15 protein-coding genes and 1 pseudogene are annotated in these 17,398 nt (G+C 50.9%); all 16 read right to left on the bottom strand.

What is annotated here, in order from left to right; translation table 11 throughout:
- Nucleotides 1–319 precede the first annotated feature (319 nt).
- The 16 genes and pseudogenes from C1N58_RS05775 to C1N58_RS05700 all read right to left on the bottom strand — a co-directional run bounded on the left by C1N58_RS05775 (nt 320) and on the right by C1N58_RS05700 (nt 17,362).
- Nucleotides 320–1,072 (bottom strand): macro domain-containing protein, encoded by a 753-nt coding sequence (locus C1N58_RS05775; RefSeq protein WP_054687633.1) that lies wholly within the window; start codon nt 1,070–1,072, stop codon nt 320–322.
- Nucleotides 1,066–5,178: an RHS repeat-associated core domain-containing protein gene (locus C1N58_RS05770; protein ID WP_394564685.1), complete on the bottom strand. Its 4,113-nt coding sequence runs from the start codon at nt 5,176–5,178 to the stop codon at nt 1,066–1,068. Before C1N58_RS05770 ends, C1N58_RS05775 begins: the two co-directional genes overlap by 7 nt.
- Nucleotides 5,179–5,188: 10 nt before the next feature.
- Nucleotides 5,189–5,317: a hypothetical protein gene (locus C1N58_RS05765; protein WP_096010432.1), complete on the bottom strand. Its 129-nt coding sequence runs from the start codon at nt 5,315–5,317 to the stop codon at nt 5,189–5,191.
- On the bottom strand, nt 5,314–6,864 hold the full coding sequence (locus C1N58_RS05760; RefSeq protein WP_054687629.1) for a hypothetical protein: 1,551 nt from the start codon (nt 6,862–6,864) through the stop codon (nt 5,314–5,316). Before C1N58_RS05760 ends, C1N58_RS05765 begins: the two co-directional genes overlap by 4 nt.
- Nucleotides 6,865–6,876: 12 nt before the next feature.
- Nucleotides 6,877–9,090 (bottom strand): type VI secretion system Vgr family protein, encoded by a 2,214-nt coding sequence (locus C1N58_RS05755; protein WP_394564684.1) that lies wholly within the window; start codon nt 9,088–9,090, stop codon nt 6,877–6,879.
- 311 nt (nt 9,091–9,401) lie between these two features.
- Nucleotides 9,402–10,376 carry a FecCD family ABC transporter permease gene (locus tag C1N58_RS05750; protein ID WP_394564868.1) on the bottom strand — a complete coding sequence of 325 codons (975 nt, stop codon included), beginning with the start codon at nt 10,374–10,376 and terminating at the stop codon, nt 9,402–9,404.
- Nucleotides 10,377–10,405: 29 nt separating this feature from the next.
- Nucleotides 10,406–11,320: an ABC transporter substrate-binding protein gene (locus C1N58_RS05745; protein WP_155489645.1), complete on the bottom strand. Its 915-nt coding sequence runs from the start codon at nt 11,318–11,320 to the stop codon at nt 10,406–10,408.
- Between the two features lie 49 nt (nt 11,321–11,369).
- Nucleotides 11,370–12,173 carry an ABC transporter ATP-binding protein gene (locus C1N58_RS05740; RefSeq protein WP_054633585.1) on the bottom strand — a complete coding sequence of 268 codons (804 nt, stop codon included), beginning with the start codon at nt 12,171–12,173 and terminating at the stop codon, nt 11,370–11,372.
- Nucleotides 12,174–12,421: 248 nt separating this feature from the next.
- Nucleotides 12,422–12,718, bottom strand: a complete 297-nt coding sequence (locus C1N58_RS05735) for a hypothetical protein (RefSeq protein ID WP_033742120.1) — start codon at nt 12,716–12,718, stop codon at nt 12,422–12,424.
- A gap of 83 nt (nt 12,719–12,801) precedes the next feature.
- Nucleotides 12,802–13,290, bottom strand: coding sequence for an Hsp20 family protein (locus C1N58_RS05730; protein WP_033742122.1), 489 nt, complete (start codon nt 13,288–13,290; stop codon nt 12,802–12,804).
- A 236-nt stretch (nt 13,291–13,526) separates the two neighbouring features.
- Nucleotides 13,527–13,898, bottom strand: a complete 372-nt coding sequence (locus C1N58_RS05725; protein WP_394564683.1) for a hypothetical protein — start codon at nt 13,896–13,898, stop codon at nt 13,527–13,529.
- A 24-nt stretch (nt 13,899–13,922) separates the two neighbouring features.
- Nucleotides 13,923–14,048 carry a PTS sugar transporter subunit IIB gene (locus C1N58_RS05720; RefSeq protein WP_269750923.1) on the bottom strand — a complete coding sequence of 42 codons (126 nt, stop codon included), beginning with the start codon at nt 14,046–14,048 and terminating at the stop codon, nt 13,923–13,925.
- A gap of 1,208 nt (nt 14,049–15,256) precedes the next feature.
- Nucleotides 15,257–15,520: a hypothetical protein gene (locus C1N58_RS05715; protein WP_039338247.1), complete on the bottom strand. Its 264-nt coding sequence runs from the start codon at nt 15,518–15,520 to the stop codon at nt 15,257–15,259.
- A complete protein-coding gene (locus C1N58_RS05710) occupies nt 15,517–15,885 on the bottom strand; it encodes a hypothetical protein (RefSeq protein ID WP_394564682.1) in 369 nt (122 codons plus the stop codon). Before C1N58_RS05710 ends, C1N58_RS05715 begins: the two co-directional genes overlap by 4 nt.
- Nucleotides 15,886–15,940: 55 nt before the next feature.
- A pseudogene (locus tag C1N58_RS05705) lies at nt 15,941–16,756 on the bottom strand (RHS repeat domain-containing protein); the annotation flags it as partial.
- Nucleotides 16,757–16,888: 132 nt separating this feature from the next.
- A complete protein-coding gene (locus C1N58_RS05700; RefSeq protein WP_394564681.1) occupies nt 16,889–17,362 on the bottom strand; it encodes a hypothetical protein in 474 nt (157 codons plus the stop codon).
- Nucleotides 17,363–17,398: the final 36 nt, after the last annotated feature.

The raw sequence follows: 17,398 nt of genomic DNA, 5'->3' as shown, positions 1-17,398 counted from the left end.
TTTATTTATAATAATGCTCATAGAATTAAGAATTGCCGCATTAGCGGCATTTTTTTATAGGTTTCTTTCCAATTTATATCTAACATCTAATTTTCAGCTCTAGTTTTAATATGACTTAGCTAATTCACCAAAAAAAGAAAATTTATCACAGAATAAATCATAGCAAAGTAGCACGACTTATTAAAATTTCGCCACTATGAACTAGAGTAATATTATTTTTTTTCACATGAAAAAGGAAAACTAAACCCTCATAAAAAAACTTAATTAAAAGGAAAAAGCGAGAAAAAAGAAAAGGCTGATAAAAGCCCTTTCTTGCCATCTAATCTAAAGTTAGAATATGGCAGGGTATTTTTTTATAAGTCAGTTTATCTTTTATAATATCAATAATAACTTGCCAATCTCCGCCGCCCAGACCTGCACCGATCATTGGCATCTGAACTTCTAATCTATTGCACAACGCATAGTCACTTGCAATTTCCAGACACTCTTCAAGAGCCTCATATGAAATGTATCTTTTAGCGTCTCTTTGGGATTTTTTTATTCCTTCCTGTGCAACCATATTCGCTACAAATACTCTATTAAGAGTATCCACTTCAATAAATTGCACATCGCCCATCTTATACCCAATTCGCGAAGAGGCCAAATATTTTTCTTTTGCCAACGGATATCTTTTAGACAAAGAAAGGACAAAACCTTTCCCCCACTTTCCTAGGTTATTCACAACGTGCAAAATAATAACTGATTCTTTAAATGGTATTGATGCATCTCCACTATGATGATGGATATAGGCTATTTGGTCTTCATTGACGAGTGTTTTTTTCCATTCGGTTTCAAAATTTTCATCTGTAATCTCTTCAGAATCAGATAAATCTAACTCATTTTTTTTGCCATCATAGAGTAAGTAACCAATATCTTCATGCCAGTCAGTGACAGAAGATGAAGAGTAATGATTCCCTTCAAAAACGCTTATCTGTCTGGTTGCCACTTCCCCGATGAATTCAGTATAGACAACACCGGCTCCCCTCAAAAATTCTGAAACCGCACGGTAGTAACTTTTATTACTCACTAGCATGAACTCCCACTACTCACTATTCGGTTCGAGACATCAAGTTCTTTGTCATTCTTGACTAAGAAAGTACCCGGTCTCGGCTCAGTTATATTCAACCCTGTCACATCAATCTCAATATAATGAGTGATACTACCAGACTTTCTTGCATCACCATAAATGTTAGCCGCAAGTTGCCCCAAAGATATTTTACCAGAGTCTTCTAAATCTTTTAATGTACGCCCACCAATCCTATCTGGGTGAACATTAGTAAAATACTGACCATCTCCAAAACGTGCATGAACACCGCCCGTGGAAGGCCTGATAACTCCACTGTTTTTAATACCCTCCATTCCTTTCAAATCGGTGAAATGGAACAAAGTTTTTATTTCCTCCGTCGTAAGCCCGAGTGGATCACTCCATACAAATGGATTTGGAGCATAACGATAGGGAGTAACCCCCCCCGCCAGCCCTATCGGATCCTGACTGATATACGCCGCAATCTCAGGGTCATAATACCGATAGCGGTTATAATGTAACCCCGTCTCGGCATCAAAATACTGCCCCTGAAAACGCAGGGGGTTTTCGATCTGATCAGCAAAGATTTGGCCTTTTTCACCCCAGACACCGGTTTTTTCTGCCCAGACAATCTCACCAGTAACGGATGTCAGTCTGACTGGTGCGCCATTAGGATCGCAGTGATAGTGCCAGCTTTGTTTACTGTCCCCCTGTTGCGTCAGCAACGCCAGCGGTCGAAACGTGCCGGGATAATAGACGTATTCCCGCATCGTGCTGAACAGTGCAGCCTGTGCTTTTTGTCGCTTAAGGCGACTGCCTGTATCAAAGATACTCTGCGCGGCCAGAGGTTCATGTGTGCGGGTGAGCGTTTCGCCCACCAGCGCGTCCTCCTGCCAGTAGAACCAGCGCGTTTCGCTGTCGGTTTGCTTAAACACCCGGCGGCCCAGCCCATCATAGCCATAGCGCACCTGATGGTTCCCTTTACGCACCGCAATCAGTTGTCGATTTTCATCCCAGAGGAAATCTTCTTTTTCATCCTGATCACCCGCGGTCCCCGCGACTCGGCGTCGCTGGCGTAACTCACCGGCACGATCATAAACATAACGAACGCCCTGATGCACGCCCTCCCGGAACCAACCTTCCGCGCGGTCATTAACCTCACGGGTTTGCGTCTGCAAATGGCTACCTGTTGCATCCTGCACAAACTTTCGCAGTGCCCCGTCAGGGGTGATATGTGCCGTCAGCCTGCCCACAGGGTCATAACGATAGCGATCGTTGCCCCACTGGCTGTCGTGACGCGCAGTCATATTTCCGCTTTTGTCATAGACAAAGCCACTGGCAAACAGCGGTAAATCATTTTGTAGTACCTGCTGTGACGTAAGCCGTCCCTGGTGGTCGTAATTCAGGGTGCGCGTCAATGCCTCTGACAACTGTTCATGAATACACCGTCCCGCGGCATCATAATCAAAGGTGATCGGCGAATCAGTGTTGAGTTGCACGGTGCGTAAACGTTGATACGCATCGTACCGATAAACCACCCGATGGCCACTGTCGCTTTCACGCTCGTGCAAACGTCCCTGCTCGTCATAATGGTAGCGAAGTTGAAAGCCGTCCTGATCTTCTGTCAGTAACCGTCCCGCGTCATCGTAGCGCCAGCTGAGTCGCCGCCAGGGATTCTGGCAGAGCACCAGCCTTCCGCAGGGATCATAGTGGAACGTTGCCTGTAAGGTATCACCGCTACGTCGTTCACTCAGGCGCCCGGCTTTATCGTAGCCATAGTGCACCTCACGTCCGAGCGGATCGCAACGTGCGGCCAGGCGGCTGCCTTTGTCCCAACGGTACTGCGTTTTTTGTCCCCAATAATCCTGCTCGGCCGTCACACGTCCAAGCCCATCTCGTTCCATCTGCCAGCGTTGACCAGATTGATTAATCACGGCCAGCAGGCGGTCCTCAGGATCGTATTCATAACCCAGCCGGGCACCATCAGGCGTTTCACAGGCGGTGAGCATGCCTGTGCCGTTATAGTAAAAACGCGTGGTCTGCCCCACTTCATCGGTAAACGTGACAGGCTCATCTTCACGGTCATACTCAATCCGGACATCGCCACCCGCCGGGTCGACCGTGGCGATGAGGCGATCTTTCGAATCCCAGTAAAAACGGGTCACACCGTTACTGGCATCAGCACGTTCCAGTAAATTCCCACGTACGTTGTGCCTGAAACGCGTCTCTCCCGCGCCTGCCACGCTGACCACCAGCAGGAAACCAAAGCGGTCATAACGATACTCTGTTTGCGGTGCACCCGGCTCATTCGCCTGGGTCAGTTGGCCAAGCCGATCGAACTGATAACGGGCCGTCACACCGCCCGGATCGCGACTGGCAATAAGGTTGCCACCGCTGTCATAGTCGGCGTGCCAGACCGCACCTTTCTGATCGGTGATCGCCAGCGGCAGGCCATCCTCATTGTAAACAGCCTGCACCCTGCTGCCGTCGGGTAAATGCTCAGCGATCATGCGACCCTGCGCGTCATAATCCCACCGATGAATGCTGCCATCCGGTTCAATCACTTCTACCGTTCGACCAAAGTCATCGTAACGAAATACGGTATTTCCGCCACAGGGATCGATTTCGGCGATCGGCAGACCATTGTCGTCAAACGTAATACGTGAGAGGTGGCCCAGTGAATCCGTTACTTCAACCTCATTGAGCAGCGGTTCGTAAGCGAAGTGGTAGTCCCAGACGCCGCCGTCACCCCAGGCGTGAATGACGCGCCAGTCCTGATTGTACTGGTAATGAAATCCCTGGCCGTTTCGGTCAAAGTGACTGACCAGATAAAACTGTTGATAGTCAAAACGCCGGGGATGCGATAGCGCATCAATTTCGGCGCTAAGTTGACCATTGGCATGATATTCGTAGCGCGTCAGCGGCGTGATGTCACCGTCCAGCGCATTGTGCAGGCGTAAGCTACTCAGGCGGCCCTTATCATGAGTGACAAGGACCTCTCGTCCGGTCAACCCGTTAAGGCTGAATTCGCGAAGCCGAATCAGCATCTCGTCCTTCCATTCAAAGGCCCAGCCGTTTCCGTTACGATCGGATAATTGCTGTATCGGTAACCGCCCATCGGCACCGGTGAAATGCCACAGGATCCCCGCTTCCTGCTCAACGCACCAGGTCACCTGGCCCTGGGCGCTGTCTCGCCACAGGCGGCTGCCATCCGGCAACCCCATGACAGCATGTTTACGTCCGTCTTCCTGTGGCAGGGCGGCAAAAAGCGTCATCCCGTCAGGCTGAATAAAGAGCGCAATGCCCTCTTCAGTCAGGATTTCCAGCCGGGTATCCGCGGGTGTCAGCCAGCCATAGCCACAAAGTCCTGCCGTTTCAACATCGGCCGACGAATACGTCCGATGCCAGGCCAGCGGCAGCCGGCCCGGCAACAGGAAATCCTGCTGTTCAAGACTGACGCTGCCATCCCGAATATCGACCGGTTCCGCTCGCAGAACCTTACACTTGAGAACCCCTGGCTCCATATTACGAAACAATTTGCGCCTGTAGTCGCCAAAGCGTTTCATGAAATTTTGCCATTTCACCGACTTCCGGAACTTCTTCAGCCCTTTTCCCAGACCGCTCAACCCGGCACGCATCAGCAGCGCCATCAAATTGATTGTTGGTGGCCCGCCTACGATGACATTGTTGGGGATGGCCAGGTTGAACGTCAGCGGTAGCGTCAGGGACAACGGTTTGGGTTTAGTGACGCGCTTGAGGCGAAACGGGGGAATCATACCGACAATATTGCAACTCAGTACCGGCATGCCAATTCGGGAAAACGGTTCACCATCCACCGAAACCGTTTTACTGCCCATAAACAGCTCATCTTCAATCTGTGGGCCGCCGGGCGCACGCAACGGCGGCACCCAAACGCCGCCAACGGGGATATGTATCGACATTCCACCCGTTCCCGCGCTGGCCCGTTTGATGCTGTTAACATGCACCGTAGTGCCAATCAATGGCAGATAGTCAAACACATCAAACACAATACCGATGTGAGGCGTCGGTAAAGGCCAGGGATAGGTGTGAATGTCAAGTCCTAGCTGCGGATCAAAGTGCGCACCGGAATGCATGAATCAGGCCTCAGAAAATGGCACGCAGCAGCGCGCGCAAAAATGTTCTGACTTCCGTCGCCAGACCGCTATCGGACAGGCTTAAGAACAGCAGCGCCAGGACCGTGACGACGACAATAAGGATGATGCGGTTTTTCACAATGTGTTGCTCCCTGCAGGTTGTGTGGCTAAGGGTTCAGTGCTTCCCCACGCAGGCAGGCTTTGCCATTCACCCGGCGGGGCATCAAAAGGATGGGCGATGTCAGGTAAGCCATTCCACTGCGGATGCAGTTTTTCACGGGCCAGGTGGATGACACGGCGAAAACTGTCATCGCCATTGCGGATGACTGTTTCCCGCTCCTCGCGAATAAGTAAAAAGGTTGCCTCGAGCTGGCGTTGCAGCAGGCTGTCAGTTTGGCGGACCTGCGATGGGGTGGGCACAGGCGGCAGGTTCGCGTCGGCCTGCTGAATAAGCCGCTGTTTATCGGATTGCCAGCGAGATGCATAGGCTTCAAGCGCCTCTGTGCGGCGTTTATCGTGACTGCGCAGGAGATCCTGAAAGACCAGCGGCAGCGTGGTTTCGCCCCGCTCGGCCAGCGGCACATTCTCTGCGGCTCGCACGGCCTTACCATAGGCTTCCATGGCAGCCGGGCGTTGTCCGGCGAGCCATAAACAGAAGCCAGTCATGCGCCAGCCCTCAATCGCAAACACAGGATGGGGGATTACCTCTGCCTCACGCGCGGCCTGCCGGTAGCACTGTGCCGCCCGAACGTACTCTTTATGTGAAAACCAGGCACCGGCTTCGCCAAACGTACTCTGCGTTCGAAGCTGGCCTTTGACAACGGGGTCCGCCACGCTGCTGGACGCGTTTTGCGCCTCACGATAGTGGTCGACGGCCTTATTGTGATCCTGGCCTTTCAGCCAGCCGCCCGCAATAAGGTTATGCAACATCGCCTGTTGATCAGGCCAGCCTCGCCGCTGTGCAATGCCTAACGCCAGACTGCCGCGCGCAGCGACCTGCTGGGCGGTCCCTTTTTCCAGCAAGAGCATCGCATCGGCAAGGTAACGCCGCAGCAATGCCCGATCGGTATCAGGATCGCTTTGCTGCTGGGCGGTTTGATGCATCACCTTCATGCCATCGACCTGATCGACAATCAGTTGGACGCGATCAGGATGCGCGTCATGAAGTGGCTGCCAAAGCGGTTGTTCAAGCGTATCAATCAGCAGTAAACGCGGCGCAGGCGCGGAGGAAGCCAGCCAGCGTTTCAGCCAGCGCATCAACGCACTCTCGTCACTTACGGCAGCGGGTTTAAGCACCAGAACCAGGTAACGTACATCCTCTGCAAAATGATCGGCGAAGTCCTGTAACAGGCCGCAAAGCTGTTCAATGGTGTAGCAGGGCAGCAACACATCGCCATCCCAATGTGCCGCATCGGGCGTGGCGTCATAATGTTCAAGAAAGTCACGCGACAGTGCATCGCTATAGCCATAACCGGTTTCAAACGCCGTAGACAGACCAAGGAATATATCGGGTACGGAACGCCCCTCCGGATGCTGCTGAAGGGCGATGAACGCATCAAGTAGTGATTCGCCTGCGGCTGGAACGCGCCAGATAAACAGACCCGCGTCGGTCTTTTCCGTGGCGGTTAACCAGCTCAGCTCCAGCTCAGTCATAACACGTTCAGTGGGATTCTTTGCGGTGCTCATTTCTCATCCCTGTCAAGCATTGAGTTCAATCTTTTTGCCATTCACCATGACACCGGCGGCATTAATGGTAATCGTCGATCCGCCCGCCGTAATTTGCACGCTGCCATTGCTGATTAAAATCCCGCTCTCACCGACGTTGATATGAAACGTATCCGTGGCACTGTCGGCCACGCTTCCTTGAGTAAAGCGGGTATCGCCCCCCGTGATACTGAGCGTGCGCCCAGCGCCGATCGTCACATCCTGCTTTTGCGCAATGGTACGGGCCTCATTGCTGTTGACACTGACGTGACGATTACCCGTCACGTCGAGTGTCTGATTACCCGTCACCTGCACGGTTCGGTTTTGCTGCACGCTAACCTTTTCATTGCCCTGCACCGTACGGGTCCGATCCTGAATCACCGTTAGCGTTTGCTTCCCTTCTACTGTGCCGGTGTTATTGCTTTTCACCGTCGTGGTATGGTTTCCGGTAATGGTTTCATCGCGGTTTTGCTCAACGCTGAGCGTTTCATTACCTTTCACCGTTTCCGTACGATTTTGCTGAACCGTGGTGGTTTCATTGCCGCTGATGGTTTTACTGCGGTCCTGTCCAACCGAGATGGTTTCATTGCCATCCACGGTCCGTGTACGGTTCTGCTTGATATGGCTGATTTCGTCTTTACCAACGGTTTTGGTGCGATTGCTGCCGACATCATGGGTTTCGTCGTTTTCAACCTCGGTATCCATGTTACGTTCAGCATGCAACCAGAGCTGCTCTTCGCCGGGTTTATCTTCAAAACGCAGCGCATTGGCATTGTCAGGCGATCCATCCTTTGAGCGGCTCATGAATCCCATCTGCGTAGCGGCAGCGGGCAAAGCCCAGGGCGGCATGCTGGCCTCGTTATAGACGCGACCGGTGATAATTGGCCGATCAGGGTCGCCATTAATAAAGTCGACCACCACTTCGTCGCCTACGCGTGGAATCTGCACGCCGCCGAAACCTTGTCCCGCCCACGCGCTGGAAACACGCACCCAACAGGAACTGGTATCGTCACCTTTTGCCAGCCGATCCCAGTGAAACTTAACCTTGACCCGACCATAGCGATCGGTCCAGATACTTTCGCCTTTCGGCCCGACCACCTTCGCCGTTTGCGGGCCGCCCGTGCGCGGCCACGGCGTTTTCTGCTCAGGACGAAACACCACACCCGCTGGTATCACGCTAAACTCCGTACGATGAATCGTCTGGCTGTCCGGGCCACTGGCGTAGCGATTCTCCTCAAACTGGTAGTCAGCAGCAGTCACCAGATATTCACCGACATCGCTGAAAAAGGCCGCATTGGTGAGCTGGAACGTGCTGCCCGGCACAATCCCCATTGCCGTCGCGGTGCCGTGGGTTTGTTGATGCTCTACCTGCCAACGCTCCTGACGGATGCGGGCATAAAATTCGCCATGACCATGTTCCACAAACCGCCCCGGCCAGTCATACACATCAATGGTGCCGGGTGAAGGAGATGTTGGATTTTGTCGTGCCTGGAAGAGCCAGGCGTTAGGTTTGCGAAAATCGTAGTCGTCCAGACTGTATAAACCCGGCGTCACGCTGTCAGTAAGGGCCCACTGGCTTATCCCTTCTTCACTGGTGGAACCGCCTGAAGGCGTTTGATGATAGGGGATCACTTCATAGCCACTAAATGGCGTGTACTGCGCAGTGGCATCCGTGAGCACGATGGTATGCTTACCGACCTCATGGCGAACGTGCCAGGTAATGCCTTCCAGCTCCATCAGTCGGTTGATGAAATCAAAACTGCTTTCCTGATACTGAACACAGTAATCCCAGCTGCGATAGCTACCCGACAGGTTATTTTCCACGTTAACCTGATACTCACTGAGTAACGTCTGCACGATTTGTGGAACGGTTTGCTCCTGAAAAATGCGCAGATTCCGGTCACGTTTCATCGGCCACAGATCTGGCTCAAGCGTTAACGTGTAAACAGCATAACGCGTGCCTGACATCTCTACCGCGCTCACCGCCACCCGCGTGATCTTGCCATTAAAGTAACGTGGATTTGCCAGACTTTGCGTCGGCACCACTACGGTAGCGGCTTTACCCAGCAACGCGCTGCGTTCGATACGCGCATCGGTCCCTAAAACCTGAAGCGTTAAGATAAACGATTCAGACAGGGCCTCTCGGCCAGATAGCTTCCAGAACAGCAAGCCTTCAACGGGTAACTGAACAGTAATGCGATTGAGCATAAATCGAACCCTGACGTCAGACTGAAGTCACGCGGGACTTCGTGAGTACGTTTGTTTTAAGGTTTAGGATGGATCGGATCGATTGTTTAAGTAAATAAGACAATGGCTAATATGTTACCCGAATGCAAAGAAGTGTGAATAGCTATTACATTCATAATAAAGCCGGGCAATCCGGCAATCCTCGGTGGAAATACCTTGATTGCAGAAGATCGCTCGCCATTATTGGCCAGCTGTCTCGGAATGAAATAATGAAATTACCTTACTGAGTCAGGCACCGTGAACCGGTCTTACTCAGCGGCAGATTTCAGCATTCAGGGTCGGGCGCGCGTCAGTTGGACAATCACAAACATCCCCCCAATGCCCGCTGTGATGATGCCGATGGGCAGCTCCTGCGGGGCCAGCAATGTACGGCTGACAATATCGCCTCCGCAGAGCAAAATGGCGCCCCACAGCGCACAGAGCGGAATCAGGAGCCCGTGTTTCACGCCGGTGATGTGCCGACACAGGTGCGGCACCATTAGTCCGACAAAGCCAATGACGCCGGTCAGTGCCACCAGCAACGCGGTTGCCAGCGCACAGCACAGAAACACCTCGATGCGTAACCGGTTGACGTGAATACCAAGCGAGAGTGCGGTTTGCTCGCCCGCCAGCAATCCATCCAACTGCCGCCCGCGCAGCGCCACAAACCCTGTCAGTAGTGCCAGACTTACCAGTGCATAAGGCAGGTTAAGCCAGTTGGCTAATCCCAGCCCGCCCAGTGACCAGAACATCACCGAGCTGGCCGCGCGCTGGTCGCCTGAAAAAATCAAATAGCTGGTCACCGCACCAAACAGAAATGACACGGCCAGCCCGCTGAGAATCAAGTGCTCTGCTGAGCGCTGCTTTTTGAAATGAAAAAGCAACATGACGGCGGCGGCTGAAAACAGACCGCCTGCGAACGCGGCCACCGGCAATGTCAACGCCGCCAGCCGATCGCCAAAGCGGGTAATGACCAGCACCGCACCCGCGGATGCTCCTGAGGACAGACCAAACAAAAAGGGATCGGCCAGCGCGTTACGCGTGGTGGTTTGCAATAAAGCCCCGACCATGGCCAGGCCAGCCCCCGTCATCACGGCCAGCAGCGTGCGCGGTAACCGTAAATCGATCACGATTCGGGTTACCATTTCAGAGACGGGCGCGTCTGCCATGTCGAGTGCGGACAGCACCTGCGTTAAAGACAATGACACGGTGCCTTCCGCCGTGCTGATCAGCATCAGGATCGCCAGTAGCAGGCAGGACACACTTATTATTCCTGGATAACGATGCGGCAATCGATTCACGGTGCATCCGGCGAATAGAGCGCATGAGCCAGCTTCTCTACGGCCTGAATATTGGCCGGCCCCGGTGTGAGTTCAGCGTACTGTAACTTCAGGTAGCGGTGGTGCTTCACCGCAGGCGTCAGCTTCATAAGCGGATGATTTTCCAGGAAGTGGCGCAGTGCCTCAGCCCCACTGCCGGTCTGATAGTCCAGCAAGATAATAAAATCCGGCTGCGTGGCCGCCACGCTCTCCCAGGAGGTGGTGCCCCAGCTCATCTCCAGCGCTTCCATCGCGTTTTTACCTCCGGCGGCCTCAATGATGGCGGTCGGCATGGCATATTTTCCGCTGGTAAACGGTTTGTCTTCGCCTGAGTCGTAAACGAAGACTTTTCGAGGCTGCGTGTCAGCCGGACGCTGAGGTAAGGCCTGCAGTTGCTGCTTCCACTCCGCCACCAGCGCCTCGGCCTCGGCCCGCTTGCCAAAAATTTTGCCCAGTTTAATCTCGTCGCTATAGAGCAGATCCATCGTCGCTTTCTGCTTGTCCTTCTGCGTAAAGACGCAGCTTTCACTCAGCACCAGGGTTTTAATGCCGTACTGACGCAGTGAAGCAGGCGTAACGTCACCGCCCACTTTCATCCCGTAATTCCAGCCAGCAAAAAAGAAATCAGGGCTCGCGGCCAGCAACGTTTCCAGTGAGGGATATTTCGGTGCCAGCTCAGGGATGGATCCCATGGCCTGCTTAAAGGCCGGCGTCATCTTGTACCAGCCACTGATGCCGGTGAGACCGACAATACGGTTCTGCAGATGCAGCGCAAAAGCCATCTCTGCCATATTGAGGTCGTTAATCACGGCTCGCGCAGGCGGCGAGGTGAACGTCACGCGCTGGCCGCAACTGTCGATGGTGACAGGAAAATCACTCGCGCTGGCCCACATGGCTGGCGTCACGGCCAGGAACGCGGCAAAACCGATTTTACTCAATGCATCATGCACAGTCGGGCACCTCAAAAATACGTAAGCGCTTACCGCTGGCAGGATGTTTTACGGTAAAGCTGTTTAAGCCGAACACAGGCTGGAGATAGCGCGACGTCAGCGCGCGCGACGGGTGATCACACACAATTTGCTCGCCCTGCGACAGGATAAGCACACGATCGGCAAACGTATCAATCAGGGACAGGTCATGCAGTACCGCTATTGCCGTAATCCCTTTGTTTTTAATGAGTGCCAGTAGCTGCTGGCGGGCCAGCGGATCAAGATGGTTCGTCGGTTCATCCAGTAAGATCAATAACGGCTTTTGCGCCAGCACGCGCGCCAGTGCAGCACGTTGTCGTTCTCCCCCGGACAGCGCAGCCAGCGGGCGTGTTTTTAGCGCTGAAAGACCGGTTTCATCAATGGACTCCTGGACGATCCGTTGATTTACTCCTGCCGGGCAGGCGCGTAGATGCGGGATACGGCCCAACGCAACGTACTCTTCGACCGACAGCCTGAGATCGGGCATATCATTCTGCGCCATCACGGCTATGCAGGTGGCAAGCTGTTGCCGTGAAAACGTTGCCAGACATGCGCCGTTAAGCTGAATCGCCTGTGGCGGTGACGATAACTCATGGCATATTGCCCGCAGTAATGACGTCTTGCCACTGCCGTTTGGCCCGATGATGACCAGCCGCTCTCCCTCTCTGACGCTGAAGTGAATGTGATGCAAGAGCGGTTCGCCGTCCGTTCGGTTCAACTGCGCAATGTTGACCTGCAAAACAGAATCGGATTGAGGTAACGCTCTGGATGACGGCATGTTTTTTTTCCTACAAATAGATATGTTATAACATAACAATTGAGGCGCAGAAAGACAAGCGGCGGGCACGAATGAAACAGGGTGCCGCGATGTCGGCACCCTGAAGAGAGAAAACGAAAACGGCTTATTTAAAACGGTTGTGAAACAGGCTGGCCGTCATCGCTAGCATGCCAGCACCCAACGAGGTATGTAGCATGAGTGTGTTGAGCATCGTCACCTCCTCTTCGTTTTGGTTGCACTTATCGGTTTTACACCGCCTCAGCCAGCTTTTCCTCACTGGCCTCTTTCTCAATCAGCCGCATTAACAGCGACAATCGACGTTCAGTGCGCTCTGGTGTATCGGGCGGCAGGTTGTAACGCAGGGAGTAAAGTTTGCCTTTTTCGTTGTAGAAATCCACCACCAGCACCGGCATGATACCGCCAGGCACTTTGTTGTAATTCACCGACAACCGGGTGCGGCCTAACTGTAACTTTGCCGCCATTACGGTTTCGCCAACCAGTTTGGGATAAAGAGCACGATCTTCGGGCACGCTGATGACTTTCATTACCGCCTCCTGATTCTCTGGCACCTTGATGACAAAGCGCGGAGAACGCCGTCAGCGCCCTCCGCTTTTTCGTTAACCTGCCATTAGGCCTGATGTTCAATGGCTTCCGCCGTACGGTGTTCGATCGGAATGCGACGAGGCTTCTCGCTTTCCGGTATCTCATGGTGCAGGCCGACGCGCAGCAAACCGTCCTGCAGGCGTGCGGTGGTCACTTTCATATGTTCCGGCACGCTGTAGCTCAGACGGAAGTCTGAACGACTGATACCACGGTGCAGCCAACCGCTGTTCTGCCCTTCTTTTTCCGTATCGTTATCGCTGACCTCCTCTTTCTGTCCGGTCACGGTCAGACGACCGCCTGCTACTTCGATTTCAAGCTCGCTTTCTTTCCAGCCCGGCACGCTGACGGTCAGTTCGTAGTGTTCGTTATCAACCTGCTTCAGGTCGTAAGAGGGAGAAACCGACACGGGCGCATCACCGGTCAACTGGCTGAACAGCCTGTCGATACGGTTAAACCGGTCTGAAAAGGCAGAATCTGCGATAGAAGGAAATACGGGAAAATTACGTAATGCCATAGTGATAACCTCCTGAATTAATGGTTCATTCAAAAGCTCATCGGCGTGGGGATCTCCCCCGCTGCTCACAGACATTTATAGGATCATTTAGTGGGATTTCAAGCGAGGAAAATGAAATTTTTTTGGGCGTGAGTGGCTACATGGTTTTGCCTTTTTCGTTGATATTTTCTGAGCGCCGATCTGAAGTGGTATTTGAACCGGACACGTGTATCAATAGCATCACTATGGCATGCAACTCAGCGGTAATAAACGGCATAATGATGGGCGGTGCAGACGAGGCGGCAGAAGCGATAATACGAATCTTGCGTAATACTGAAGTACCCAGCCAGTAAGATTCTCAGAAATCCGACGCCAGACCGCTTTCCGGAGATTGAACAGGCAACGTAAACACCTGACAGGTAATTCATTAATCCAATGATTTTGAAACCGATATCCTGCATAAGATGTAGCCATTTATTCAGCCAGCGACTTTGAGCAAAGCTGTCCAGGCCAGGCTCAACTAACACGATGCCGATAATCCTAGCCAGCACAACTACTAATGAGCCAGCAGTAATGACGGGCAGAGCAAAAGAGATGCCTGTCATTAAATGGTTTTTGATATTGACCATCGTTTTTTCATAGTGTCACCAATATCAGGGATTACGGCGCGCCTCGACAGCCGCCACACATTTAGCAGTCACCACGGCGGCATGCCCCACGCACTGGCTGATTTTCACCCGGATGATGGTTTTACCGGCAAAACGCTCCTCATTCTTCAATTGAGCGATCCGCCGCAATCAGCACGAAGTCTGTCTCCGTGATATATTCCAGAGTGAATTTATCGATCATCCCCATCGTCCCTTGCTGTTGGATATGCACCTGATGGCCCAGCTTTCTTCCCGCTTTCTAAAGCGATTTCGCTGCCATCGGTGTATGCGCTAACCCGGCAATACAGGATGTGACGCCTACAATATTCATGCTTCCTCCTAAAACTGAATTCGTTGCACCATAAACTGGAAAAGGGCATCCTTGTTTTCGAGCGAAAATAAGGCGTGCCTGAAATCATCATCGACAATCTGACTTGCCAGCGCGTTGATGATTTTTAAATGCAAAAGACTGGCACCCGAGGAAGGGCTGTGCAGTTGCCCAGCGCAACATACTCACATGCCAGTTCGTCGTGCCAGAGCTACCAGGTATTAGACAACGACAAATGATATGACACTTTGCCCAGCTATTCCCGACAACTGTAGTAGCTTTTTATTCCGTATGCTTTTAATAACTTTCCAAGCTTTTTTACCTTTATGAAATTCATAATATCATCCACCTTAAAAGCGATGAATTATTTAAATTAAATTGCATCAATTCCATTATCGCTGCCAAAAATTAAATAATTGCTTCCGAATTTCATCTCTTCACCTGTAGTAAAACTAAAATCACCATTTCGACACTAAGTATACAGCAATCTAAAAAGAAAAAGGCGCAACCCAAGGGTTCGCCTAACGCTTTCAGTAAGTCAACGCCATTAATACCAAAGCAAGAATTAGTTGCTAGTCAAATATACATCGACAGACTTTTTCAATCTTGTTCATTACATCCGTTATTGTATGGAGGTAATCGTTATACATCTCAGCATAGCGCCGGGGAAAGCCTCTTAAAGGATTATTCATAAGACTGTTATTTATAACTTTAAGTGACTTTAACTCATCAATAAAGACCTTCACCCCCCTTTATTTTCGTTATTCATAACTTGCTCTATGTAAGAAGATGCCTTATCTATTTCAGCCATTAACTCATGCTTGTTCATAGTCAATTTCTCAATTATAAAAATTTTACATCAGTTATCCAACGGACAGGATGTCCGTTCTTGCAGCTTGGTGTGCAACTAATCCGGGTTCAGCATAAAGGTGGGACAGGGCTGCCTGATCCTGACACCGGGCAACTAAAAAGAAAAACCGGAGAGATCTCTGGGATCACTTCCGGCCATAATTTATTTTTCTTTATTTAGCTTATTCTTAAAGTCTGTAATAAGATCGGTCCATTGTTTATAAGTAATATTGTTAACATAATAGTCCCCAAGCCATTTAGGATGACATCGTGATATTAAACTATCTATCGCCATCATTCTTAAAGGATCATTTTTATCCAACGTTAAAACTTTAATCATTAGATCTTTAATGTCATTAGATTCATCAAGATAAGCAGATGAAGCTAATATATCACATATTTTTTTGCCAACTTCTTCTAAATTCATAATGATTCTGTCGCTCCTGAATATCTACCGCCGGCAGTTACTATTTGCCATCCGCCACCGACCTTATCTGCCCCCCATTGCAGTTGAGGCGCAACTTTACCTTCAAGAAGAACTTGAGGTCTGGTCAGGGCTACCTTACCTTCATAAGTTGCTGAGTTATTCGGTGGCAAAGCCAAGTTTGCACGTCTTGCCGCTGGGGTGGCACCTGCACTTCCTCTTGTGACATATACTTGTGAGGCACTACCTGGTGTATGCTCTGTAATAGTGAACACATCTCCAGACTTTCCTCTGGATGCATAAATCTGACCATCAAAACTATTGATAGTGTCATGCTGAATTTGCTTATTTAATCCGCGACTTCTCAACAGTTTTCTGGCTGAATTTCGCGTTATTGGCGTTTTATCTAATGAACACCTACTCAACCCCCCACGGATCCACCCATCCCAGCGCATTCGGCGCATATTGGTAAAGGTTAATTCCCCCCGCCAGCCCTATCGGGTCCTGCTGGGTGAACCGGCCGCTGTCCGGGTCATAATAACGGAACAAATTATAGTGAAGCCCCGTTTCCCGGTCCAGGTACTGGCCCTGCATACGCAGGTTCTGCTCTACCACCGGAATTCGCTGATTCGATTCGCGCAGCAGTTTGCCCCACGGGCTGTTCACACCTTCCCATAGCTTCTGGCCTTCAACGTCGGTTAAAAGTTCTGGCGTGCCATTCGCGGCGCAGTGGAACCAGAATATCTCCGGACTTTCCACGCCATCAATACGGGCCAGTGGCTCATAGCTCTGGCTGTCGCTGTACACATAGGTCAGCGGAATATCGTCGTGGATTTCCTGCAGCAGACGGTAACCTTCCCACACAAACCGCGTTGTGACAGCATGACCAGACGGCTTACCCTGTAATGATTGTTGGCAGGTTTTACTGATGCGTCGGCCCAGCGGATCGTAACGGAAGCTCACTTTGTTGCGTGGCTTATTGCGATCACGCGGCTCGCTGATGACATCCGTCAGACGATGCTCACCATCGTAACGGTAGCGCCAGCGGGTCTGGCCGTCATCCTTCTCAGTGGTGCGGCCATGAATATCGTACTGCCAGCGAATCCCGTTCAGTTCGGTCACGCGGTTATGCATGACGTGGGAAGCGGCATGGCGATCCAGCGGGTTGCCTGCACCGTCCCAGCACCAGTCCCCTTTACCAGGCTGCGCGCCATCCTGAGAAAATAGCCGATTAGTGGACTACCATTAATACGACATCCCCAATACTCCCAAAAATCAATAACCATAAAACAGATGGTTTTATTGAGGCGAAATCCTTTCACAACTCAAAAAAAAAAAAAAATTAACAGCACACTCAATAAAACAACTACTTCAATTCCATTCTATATATATACCGCACTCAAAAGTATTGGAGTTTGATTGAACCGCTACATTACCCCACTGGAAGCACCATACATACCCATAGGGAGGATTTTTTATCTCACCATCATAGTTTCCGGGGTATTTATTCCGAGCCCATTCATATAACCTTTTTTCTTCATCCTTCAGCATATTTAAGTCAGCTTTTTTATTCCAATCGTGAAGGCTTTGAAAATAACCACCACTTTTGCTAATAAGATAAACACTTTTTTTAAAAGAAAAAACTGCAGGTCTAAACTCTATAGTAAATGATTCATTATGCCAGATGATTTCTTTAGCAAAGAAACAATATTTACCAACGCATGTCAAATCATCAGATAATTGAAAAAAATGGGATTTAATGAAGGAATCGTAAGATTCAAGCTCTATCTCATTTTCATTTATCCGCAAACCTCCAGTATTTACATCTAAAGTCATTTTTTTCATATATCTATTATTTTTCCTGGTTTCAGTTTAAGTCTT

This window comes from Pantoea sp. SGAir0180 (assembly GCF_043546245.1).
This window is presented reverse-complemented; position numbering and strand designations above follow the sequence as displayed.

Excerpts from the sequence above, each read along its gene's own strand:
- C1N58_RS05775 (WP_054687633.1), bottom strand. The coding sequence starts at position 1,072 with ATGCTAGTGAGTAATAAAAGTTACTACCGTGCGGTTTCAGAATTTTTG.
- C1N58_RS05770 (WP_394564685.1), bottom strand. The coding sequence starts at position 5,178 with ATGCATTCCGGTGCGCACTTTGATCCGCAGCTAGGACTTGACATTCAC.
- C1N58_RS05760 (WP_054687629.1), bottom strand. The coding sequence starts at position 6,864 with ATGAGCACCGCAAAGAATCCCACTGAACGTGTTATGACTGAGCTGGAG.
- C1N58_RS05755 (WP_394564684.1), bottom strand. The coding sequence starts at position 9,090 with ATGCTCAATCGCATTACTGTTCAGTTACCCGTTGAAGGCTTGCTGTTC.
- C1N58_RS05745 (WP_155489645.1), bottom strand. The coding sequence starts at position 11,320 with ATGTGGGCCAGCGCGAGTGATTTTCCTGTCACCATCGACAGTTGCGGC.
- C1N58_RS05740 (WP_054633585.1), bottom strand. The coding sequence starts at position 12,173 with ATGCCGTCATCCAGAGCGTTACCTCAATCCGATTCTGTTTTGCAGGTC.
- C1N58_RS05735 (WP_033742120.1), bottom strand. The coding sequence starts at position 12,718 with ATGAAAGTCATCAGCGTGCCCGAAGATCGTGCTCTTTATCCCAAACTG.
- C1N58_RS05730 (WP_033742122.1), bottom strand. The coding sequence starts at position 13,290 with ATGGCATTACGTAATTTTCCCGTATTTCCTTCTATCGCAGATTCTGCC.
- C1N58_RS05725 (WP_394564683.1), bottom strand. The coding sequence starts at position 13,898 with ATGGTCAATATCAAAAACCATTTAATGACAGGCATCTCTTTTGCTCTG.
- C1N58_RS05715 (WP_039338247.1), bottom strand. The coding sequence starts at position 15,520 with ATGAATTTAGAAGAAGTTGGCAAAAAAATATGTGATATATTAGCTTCA.
- C1N58_RS05700 (WP_394564681.1), bottom strand. The coding sequence starts at position 17,362 with ATGAAAAAAATGACTTTAGATGTAAATACTGGAGGTTTGCGGATAAAT.